The organism is Kitasatospora sp. NPDC047058 (assembly GCF_040643935.1).
In the GTDB taxonomy this organism is placed as follows: Bacteria; Actinomycetota; Actinomycetes; order Streptomycetales; family Streptomycetaceae; genus Kitasatospora.
Genome location: NZ_JBEYVJ010000315.1, coordinates 1 through 8,221 on the forward strand (window position 1 = coordinate 1; position 8,221 = coordinate 8,221).

7 protein-coding genes are annotated in these 8,221 nt (G+C 75.1%); 4 read left to right on the top strand and 3 right to left on the bottom strand.

The window, feature by feature from the left end; genetic code table 11:
• Both ABZ885_RS31160 and ABZ885_RS31165 read right to left on the bottom strand, forming a co-directional pair.
• Positions 1-1,503 (bottom strand): NAD(P)/FAD-dependent oxidoreductase (locus ABZ885_RS31160; protein ID WP_360195945.1); only part of this gene is annotated, 1,503 nt, incomplete at its 3' end.
• 69 nt (positions 1,504-1,572) lie between these two features.
• Positions 1,573-3,243 carry a serine/threonine-protein kinase gene (locus tag ABZ885_RS31165; protein WP_360195948.1) on the bottom strand — a complete coding sequence of 557 codons (1,671 nt, stop codon included), beginning with the start codon at positions 3,241-3,243 and terminating at the stop codon, positions 1,573-1,575.
• A gap of 204 nt (positions 3,244-3,447) precedes the next feature.
• Here ABZ885_RS31165 and ABZ885_RS31170 point away from each other — a divergent pair, with 204 nt between their 5' ends.
• The 3 genes from ABZ885_RS31170 to ABZ885_RS31180 all read left to right on the top strand — a co-directional run bounded on the left by ABZ885_RS31170 (position 3,448) and on the right by ABZ885_RS31180 (position 6,654).
• Positions 3,448-4,026 (top strand): helix-turn-helix domain-containing protein, encoded by a 579-nt coding sequence (locus ABZ885_RS31170; RefSeq protein WP_360195951.1) that lies wholly within the window; start codon positions 3,448-3,450, stop codon positions 4,024-4,026.
• A 228-nt stretch (positions 4,027-4,254) separates the two neighbouring features.
• Entirely contained in the window at positions 4,255-5,289 is a 1,035-nt protein-coding gene (locus tag ABZ885_RS31175; protein ID WP_360195954.1) for an agmatine deiminase family protein, read from the top strand.
• A gap of 189 nt (positions 5,290-5,478) precedes the next feature.
• Positions 5,479-6,654 carry an agmatine deiminase family protein gene (locus tag ABZ885_RS31180; RefSeq protein ID WP_360195963.1) on the top strand — a complete coding sequence of 392 codons (1,176 nt, stop codon included), beginning with the start codon at positions 5,479-5,481 and terminating at the stop codon, positions 6,652-6,654.
• Positions 6,655-6,721: 67 nt separating this feature from the next.
• Here the strand turns inward: ABZ885_RS31180 and ABZ885_RS31185 are convergent, their stop codons facing one another.
• Positions 6,722-7,303, bottom strand: a complete 582-nt coding sequence (locus ABZ885_RS31185; protein WP_360195957.1) for a TetR/AcrR family transcriptional regulator — start codon at positions 7,301-7,303, stop codon at positions 6,722-6,724.
• 116 nt (positions 7,304-7,419) lie between these two features.
• Between ABZ885_RS31185 and ABZ885_RS31190 the strand changes: the two genes are divergently transcribed.
• Positions 7,420-8,221: agmatine deiminase family protein (locus ABZ885_RS31190; RefSeq protein WP_360195960.1), on the top strand; the 802-nt coding region annotated here is incomplete at its 3' end.

The window sequence follows — 8,221 nt, forward strand, 5'->3', positions numbered from 1 at the left end:
GGAGCTGGACACACCCCCGGGGCCATGGAGATGCGCCGTCGCCACGCCCCAGCGGGCGGCGGCGCCGTCCGGCTCCTCGGCCGCGTACGGGAACGCGAGGTCGCGGTGGAAGATGTGCCCGCCCGGCAGGCCGATCTCCCGCTCCAGGTCCGGCGGTGTCCTGGCCTCCAGGCAGGGCGCGCCGCCGGCGTCCGTTGCCAGGCAGTCGGCGATCGGCTCGGCGAGCACCTCGTCGAGCTGCGCCAGGGCCGCCGCCAGCGCGCGCTCCTTGGCCGCCGGGTCGGTGAACAGCCGGGCGGGCATGTGCAGACCGAACAGGGTGAGCGTGTGCAGTCCCTGCCGGAGCGCCTCGGGCCCCAGGATCGAGGAGTCGGTGAGGGTGTGGCAGTAGATCTCGGACGGCGGCGCCGTGGGCGGCCGGCCCGCCGCCGCCTCGGCGTAGGCGGTCTCCAGCTGCCGGTAGCCCTCGGCGATGTGGAAGGTGCCGGCGAAGGCGTCGCGGGGATCCGCGGCCGCGTCCCTGAGCCGGGGGAGCCGGCGCAGCACCATGTTGACCTTCAGCTGGGCGCCCTCCGGTGCGGGCCCCGGCTCCTCGCCCAGCAGCCGGGCCAGGACCGCCGGGGCGGCGTTCACCAGCACCCGGCGGCCCGCCGCCGTCGCCTCCCCGTCGCGGTGGCGGTAGGTCACCTCGGCGTCGCCGGTGCCGTCGGTGGCGACGGCCGTGACCTCGCAGCCGGTCCGGATCTCCGCGCCGGCCGCCAGGGCGGCCTCGGCCAGGGCGCCGGTCACCGCGCCCATCCCGCCGACCGGGACGTCCCAGTCGCCGGTCCCGTTGCCGATCACGTGGTAGAGGAAGCAGCGGTTCTGGAGGAGCGAGGGGTCGTGGGCGTGGGTGAAGGTGCCGATCAGCGCGTCGGTGAGGACGACTCCGCGCACCAGGTCGTCGCTGAAGGTGCGCTCGATCGTCTCGCCCAGCGGCCGTTCGAACAGGGCCTCCCAGGCGGCGTCGTCCGCGATCCGCCGGCGCAGCCCCGCGCGGGAGGGCAGCGGCTCGGTGAGCGTGGGGAAAACCCGCCGGGCGAGCTCCCCGGTGGTCCCGTAGAAGCGCCGCCAGGCCTCCCACTCCCGCTCCCCGCCGGTCAGCGCGCGGAACGAGTCCCCGGTCCGGGCGGGGTCGGCCGCGTCCACCAGCAGCCCGGTGGGCTTCCCGTCCCGGACGGCGGGGGTGTACGAGGAGATCCGGCGGCGCCGCAGCTCCAGCCGTAGCCCGAGGTCCCGGACGACCTTCCGGGGCAGCAGGCTCACCAGGTACGAGTACCGCGACAGCCGGGCGTCCACGCCGGCGAACGCCCGGGCCGACACCGCCGCACCGCCGACCTGCGGCAGCCGCTCCAGCACCAGCACCCGGTACCCGGCCCGTGCGAGGTACGCCGCCGCCACCAGTCCGTTGTGCCCGCCGCCGACGATCACGACGTCCTGCCGGGAGGCCGGTTCCGTGTCCATGTCGTCACGCTACGGCACCGGGGAGGAAGGGGGAACAGTGCGCGGCGGGCCGGCGGAGCGGCCGGCCGGTCAGGTGGCGCGGTGGTAGTACGTGACGGCGACCTTGACCGGGCCTTCGTCCGGTCCGGTGCTGAGCGGGCGGACGACGGCGATGTCGCGGCCGTTCCGGGTGCGGACGCAGAAGGCGCGGTCGGGGGTCGCGGTGGTGAAGGGCAGGCTGGCGGCGGGCTGGGTCTCGATGCCCTTGAGGCAGTCGGGGAGGGTCAGGCTGCGGGCCGGCGCGAGGTAGGCGTCGCTGTCCTCGGGGAGGTAGAACTCGCCGGCGTGGCGGCCCAGGTACCAGCTGGAGGTGTCCAGCGGGGCGACCTTGCCGGCCCGCAGGTCGAACTCGTAGGTGTGGTCGGGGGAGGTGAGTTCGAGGCCGGTGTAGACGGTGGTGTAGCCGGGGAGCGTGCTCGGCGGGGCGGACGGCGACGCGCTCGGCGGGGCGGGCGGCGGCGGGGTGGAGGCGGCGCCGGCGGACGGCGGTGCGCTGCCGGTGGCAGCGACGTTCTGGTCGTCGAGGTCGTCGAAGTACTCGGGGTCCAGCAGGACGGAGGCCGCCGCGGCGCCGACGAGCAGGGCGACGCCCGTCAGCAGGGCGGTGCGGGCGCCCCGGCGGGCGGTGGCCGCGGCCCTGCGCCCGGTGGGAGCGGCCGGGCGTCCGGTGCCGGCGGGCTCCAGCCGGGTGGCCGCCGGGGCGGGGACGCGGGCGGTCGGGGCGTCGGCCGCGGCCTTGGCCGGGTCCAGGCCGGTGGCGGGCGGGGGAGGGGTGGTGGGCAGGTCGCCGTGCCGGCTGAGCTCGGTGCTGACCTGCCGGGGCAGCCAGCCGTCGGAGAAGTGGAGTGCGCCGCCGGTGGCGGGGTGGCTGCGGGCGGCCTCGATCAGCCGGGCGGTGTCGGGCCGGTCGCCGGGGTCCTTGGCCAGGCACTGCCGGACCAGCTCGTGCAGGCCGGCCGGGAGGCCGGAGAGGTCGGGCTCCTCGTGCACCGCCCGGTAGAGCGAGGCGGGCTCGGGGCCGTCGCCGAACGGGGGAGTGCCCGAGCCGACGTAGGCGGTCAGGGCGCCCAGGGCGAAGACGTCGGTGGCCGGGGTGGCGGACAGCCCGAGCGCCTGCTCGGGGGCCATGAAGCCGGGCGAGCCGATGCGCAGGCCGGTGCCGGTCAGCGGGGCGGCGTCGGCGGCGCGGGCGATCCCGAAGTCGATGACGCGCGGCCCGTCGGCGGCGAGCAGGACGTTGCCGGGCTTGAGGTCGCGGTGGACGACGCCCGCGGCGTGGATCGCCTGGAGGGCCTCGGCGATGCCGGCGAGCAGCAGCAGGACGGTCCGCTCGGGCAGCGGCCCGTGGCGGTGGACGACCTGGTGGAGGGAGGGGCCGGGCACGAAGGCGGTGGCCAGCCACGGGGTGGCGGCGTCGGTGCCCGCGTCGACGACCTGGGCGGTGTACAGGCCGTGGATGCGCCGGGCGCTGGCGACCTCCTGGGCGAAGCGGTGGCGGAACTCCGGGTCACCGGCCAGTTCGGGGCGGACGACCTTGAGGGCGACCGGGCGTCCACCGCGCGTGTAGGCGAGGTAGACGCGGCCCATGCCGCCCGCGCCCAGCCGTGCGCAGAGGCGGTAGCCGCCGACCTCGCGGGGGTCGTCCGGGGAGAGGGCCTCGAACGCCGTGGGCGACGGGCCGCCGAAGGGCTCTGTGGTCATGGGGGCTCCCAGCGGGTCGGGCGGGCGTGGCGGGGTGGCGGCCGTGGCCGACGGGTCCGACGGGTCCGGCAGGCCCGGTGGGCGTGGCCGGTCGGATGGAGCCGCCGGGTCGGGATCGCACCGGATCATAGCCCGACTGTAGATTCAGTCAGGTTCGGGACCCCGACGGCCCGGCCCGCGGCCCTCCCGGTAGGGTGACCGCTTGTGGCAGACCGTCGAACCCTGATCATGGAAGCGGCCGCACGGGTCATCGCCCGGCGCGGCGTCCGCGGGCTGCGGGTGGAGGAACTCGCGGCCGAGGCGGGCGTGTCCACCGCGCTGATCTACTACCACTTCAAGGACCGCGCGGGGATCCTCCGCGCGACGCTGGAGTTCATCAACGACCGCGCCGAGCGGTACACGACGGAGCGCGCGGCGGACGCCCCGCCCCTCGACGCCCGGGGCGAGCTGGAGCAGACGCTGCTGCTGGAGCTCCAGGACACCCCCGAGGTGCGGGAGAACAGCACGGCGTGGGGTGAGCTGCGGGCGAGCGCGGTGTTCGACTCCGACCTGCGGGAGGACCTGGCCCGGGCCACGCTGGTCTGGGTCCAGGAGGTCGCCGACCTGCTCGGGCAGGTCCGGCCGATGAACGGCGCCGCCGCCCTGGCCGCCTCCGCCGAGCGGCTGACGGCGTTGCTGGAGGGGCTGAGCGTGCGCTGGCTCAGCGGCAGCCTGCCGGTGGAGCACGCGCGCGAGCTGATGGCCGGCGCGATCGACGGCGAACTGGAGCGGCTGCGCGGCTGATGCGCGCCGGGTTCCGGCCCCGGGCCAGGACGGCCCGGGGCCTCGTGCGTCCCGGGGCTCGCCCTGCCGCATCCCGGGGTCCTTCCGCAGCACGCTCGTCTCCGAATTCTTGACTGAATTTTCAGTAAATGCCAGAGTGTGGGCGTGGCGCCGATCGACGACGGCCGTCGGCGCCGCCCGCAAGGCCATCGGTCACCCGGTGGGCAACACTTGATTCTGGAGACCCGCATGAGCGACATCCACGGTGACGAGAACCTCCCGCAGTGGTGGGTGGACCGCGACGACGTCCCGCACGCCCGGACCTGGATGTCGTGGCCGTCCCGCCGGTCCGTCTGGGGCCGGCAGCTGGCGGGCGTCCAGCAGGACATCGCCCTGATCGCGCGGACCGTCGCCCGGTTCGAGCCGGTCGTGATGTGCGCCCCGGACGACTACAGCGTGCGGGAGGCGCAGGCCCTGTGCGGGCCCGCCGTCACCGTGACCGACGCCGTCCCGACCGACGACCTGTGGATGCGCGACATCGCCCCGGTGTTCCGGCGCGACGGCTACGGACGCCTCGACGCCGTCGGCCTCAACTTCAACGGCTGGGGCCGCAAGCAGACCCACCGCGACGACGCGGAGGCCGCCCGCGGCATCGCGGGCCTGCTCGGGCTCCGGTTCACCCACGCCGACTTCGTCGGCGAGGGCGGATCCGTCGAGACCGACGGCGACGGCACCGTGATGGCCACCGAGAGCAGCCTGGTCAACAAGAACCGCAACCGGGGCATGAGCCGGGACGAGATCGAGGAGGCCGTCCTCGACGCGTACGGCGCCGACCGGATGATCTGGGTCCCCGGGATCAAGGGCGGGGACATCACCGACGACCACATCGACGTCACCTCCCGGTTCGTCCGGCCCGGCGTCGTCATGGTGCAGCTGCCCCCGCCGGACCGCAACGACGTCTGGGCCCGGGACGCCCGCGAGCAGTTCGCCGTCCTCTCCCGGGCCACCGACGCCAGGGGTCGCCGGCTCCAGGTGATCCGGGTGGACGGCCCCGACACCGTCCGCTCGCGCGACGCGAAGTTCGTCGACTCCTACCTCAACTTCCACGTCGTCAACGGCGGCGTGATCGCGGCACAGTTCGGCGACGTGGCCAAGGACGAGGCCGCCCGGCGCACGCTCGCCCACGCCTTCCCCGGACGCGAGGTCGTCCAGCTCGACGTCGACCGCCTGATGGCCGGGGGCGGCGGCATCCACTGCTCCACCATGCAGGAGCCCCTGCCGTAGTCACGCCGTCGTCACGCCGTGGCCGTGCCCGCGGCCGCACCGCACCGCGCCCGCCGGCGCCCTCGCCTCCCGTGACGACCCCGGGGGCCGCCGCCCCGCCCCGCCCGCGCCTCCCCGCACCCTCATCCCGCTGGAGCTTCCGTGTCCCACCTGCCCCCGCCCCTGCCGACGCCCCCGTCCCGCCGCACGATGCTGCGCGCCGTGGCCGGCGCCGGTCTGCTGACCCTCGGCGCCGCGGCCTGCGCCCCGTCGGACGGGGCCGGGGAGGAGGCGCCGCCCGGCCCCGCCGAGTCGCCCGCGCCGGGCGGGGCGCAGCCGCCCGCACCCGGCGGGACCGGCGCCACGCCCGGGCGCAGGTTCGGCGCGGAGTGGGAGAGCCACACCCGCACCTTCATGTCCTGGCCGGCGTCGGCCGGCATCTGGGGCGACCAGCTCCCCGACGTCCGCGCGGACATCGCGCGGCTCGCCCGCGCCGTGGCCGGCTACGAGGCGGTGGTGATGTTCGCCCGCCCGGGGCAGGCCGACGCCGCGCAGAACGCGTGCGGCAAGGACGTCGAGGTCGTCCCGATGCCCGTCGACGACCTGTGGGCCCGGGACACCGTGCCGGTCTTCGTCGAGGACGGCGGCACGCCGAAGGGCGTCGACTTCAACTTCAGCGGCTGGGGCGACAAGCAGAAGGAGCACGGCAACGACACGGCGCTGGCCGCCGCCGTCCTCGGCAGGTACGGGGTCGAGCGGGTGCGCACACCGGTGGTCGCGGAGGGCGGCTCGTTCGAGACCGACGGCGAGGGCACGCTGCTGGTCACCGAGAGCTCGGTGGTCAACCAGCGGCGCAACCCGGGCCGGAGCCGGGACGGGATCGAGGCCGAGCTGAAGAAGGCGCTCGGCGTGACCAAGGTGATCTGGTTCGCCGGCGTCCGCGACCAGGACATCACCGACGCGCACGTGGACTGCCTGGTCCGCTTCGCCGCCCCCGGGGTCGTCCTGCTGGACCAGCCGTTCCCCGGTGCGCCGGCCGACGTCTGGTCGCGCTCGGCCGCCCAGGCGCGCGAGGTCCTGAAGGGCGCCACCGACGCCCACGGCAGGCCGCTGCAGGTGATCGACCTGCCGCAGCCCGACCCGGACCGGATCACCGGACGGGGCGACGCGTTCGTCTCCTCGTACATCAACTTCTACGTCGCCAACACGTCGCTGTTCCTGCCGCGCTTCGGCGACGCCAGGGCCGACGACCGGGCGCAGCAGATCCTGCGCGACCACTTCCCCGGCCGCGACATCGTCCCGGTGAAGATCGACAACATCGCCTCCGGCGGCGGTGGGATCCACTGCTCCACCCATGACCAGCCGGGCAAGCCGGAGGCCGGCTGACGCCCTCCCGGATTCCCCGGGCCTGAGACTCCCGTCGCTGCGGGCCTCGGGCTGACCGGGATTTGAGTCAGCCCTGTCGGCAGGCGCCCAGCTCCGCGTCGATCGCCTCGCCGAGCAGGCTGCGGGCGTGGTCGAGCGCGAGCGAACCGCTCAGCCAGCGGACGCTGAGCCCTTCCAGGAGGGCGGTGAGGCGTTCGGCGGAGGCGGCGTGGGCGGGGGCGGTGCCGGCCGGGTGGGCGCGGCCGAGCAGGTCCGCGATCTCGTGCACCCAGGTGTGGGTGGCCCGCGCCAGGTCCTCGCGCAGGCTGGACTCGAAGACCGCACTGGCTCTCAACTCCCCCCAGGCGGTGCTGTTCTCGCGTACCTCGGCGGTGTCCTGGAGCTCCGGCAGCAACGCCTGCTCCAGGTCCGACCAGGGGTCGTCCGCCCAGCCGGCGGCCCCCGGTCCGCCGGTGTAGCGCTCGGCGCGCTCGCCGATGAACTGCAGGGTCTCGCGGAGGATCCCGGCGCGGTCGGTGAAGTGGTAGTAGATCAGCGAGGTCGACACTCCGGCCTCGGCCGCCAGTTCTCCCACCCGCAGTCCGCGGACGCCGCGTCGTGCGATGACGCGCGTGGCGGCCCTGACGATCTCAGTTCGACGATCTGACACGGGCGTTCACTCTACCTCCGGGGTGAGGCGAATCGCCCCGGAATATTGACTGAACTTTCAGTTAGGTCCAGGATGTGGGTCACCCCACACCTCCCGACCCCCTCCAGGGAGCCCCCATGAACACGCCCGACTCCACCCGGCGCAGCCTGCTCAAGTTCGGCGCGGCGGCGCTCCCGCTGGCCGCCCTCGGCGCGGCCCTGCCGGCCAGCGCCCGCGCCGCCACCCCGCCCGCCCCCGCCGGGCCGGTGCTGCGGATGCCGGCGGAGACCGATCGGCACACCCGTACCTTCATGGCCTGGCCGGCGCTGTACTCGGTCTGGCAGAACCAGCTCTCCGGCGTCCGCCGCAACATCGCCGACCTCGCGTACACGATCTCCCGCTACGAGCCGGTGGTGGTCCTGGCCCGTCCCGGACAGGCCGCCGACGCGCGCTACTCCTGCGGCTCCGGCGCCTACCACCCGATCGAGGTCCTGGAGATCGCCGACGACGACCTCTGGATCCGCGACTTCGGTCCGACCTTCGTCGTCGCCCCCGGCGCGATCGCCGGCGTCGACACCAACTTCAACGGCTGGGGGAAGACGGGCACGCCGTACTACCAGCCGTTCTCCCACGACGCCGCGGCGGCCGCCGCGCTCCTCGGCGACTACGGCATCGACCGGATCCGGGCGGGCTTCGTCGGCGAGGGCGGCTCGCTGGAGACGGACGGCGAGGGCACCCTGCTGGCCACGGTCAGCTCGCTGGTCAACCCCAACCGCAACCCGGGCATGTCCCGGGGCCAGGTGGAGCAGGCGCTGAAGTCGGCGCTCGGGATCGAGAAGGTCGATGCCGGGGCCCCCTTCACTGCCGGCCGGGCCACCGTCGACGAACTCGGCGCCGGGGCCCGGCTGTACTTCCTGCGGCACGGCTACGAGATCGAGC

Excerpts from the sequence above, each read along its gene's own strand:
- ABZ885_RS31175 (WP_360195954.1), top strand. The coding sequence starts at position 4,255 with ATGAGCGACATCCACGGTGACGAGAACCTCCCGCAGTGGTGGGTGGAC.
- ABZ885_RS31165 (WP_360195948.1), bottom strand. The coding sequence starts at position 3,243 with ATGACCACAGAGCCCTTCGGCGGCCCGTCGCCCACGGCGTTCGAGGCC.
- ABZ885_RS31180 (WP_360195963.1), top strand. The coding sequence starts at position 5,479 with ATGCTGCGCGCCGTGGCCGGCGCCGGTCTGCTGACCCTCGGCGCCGCG.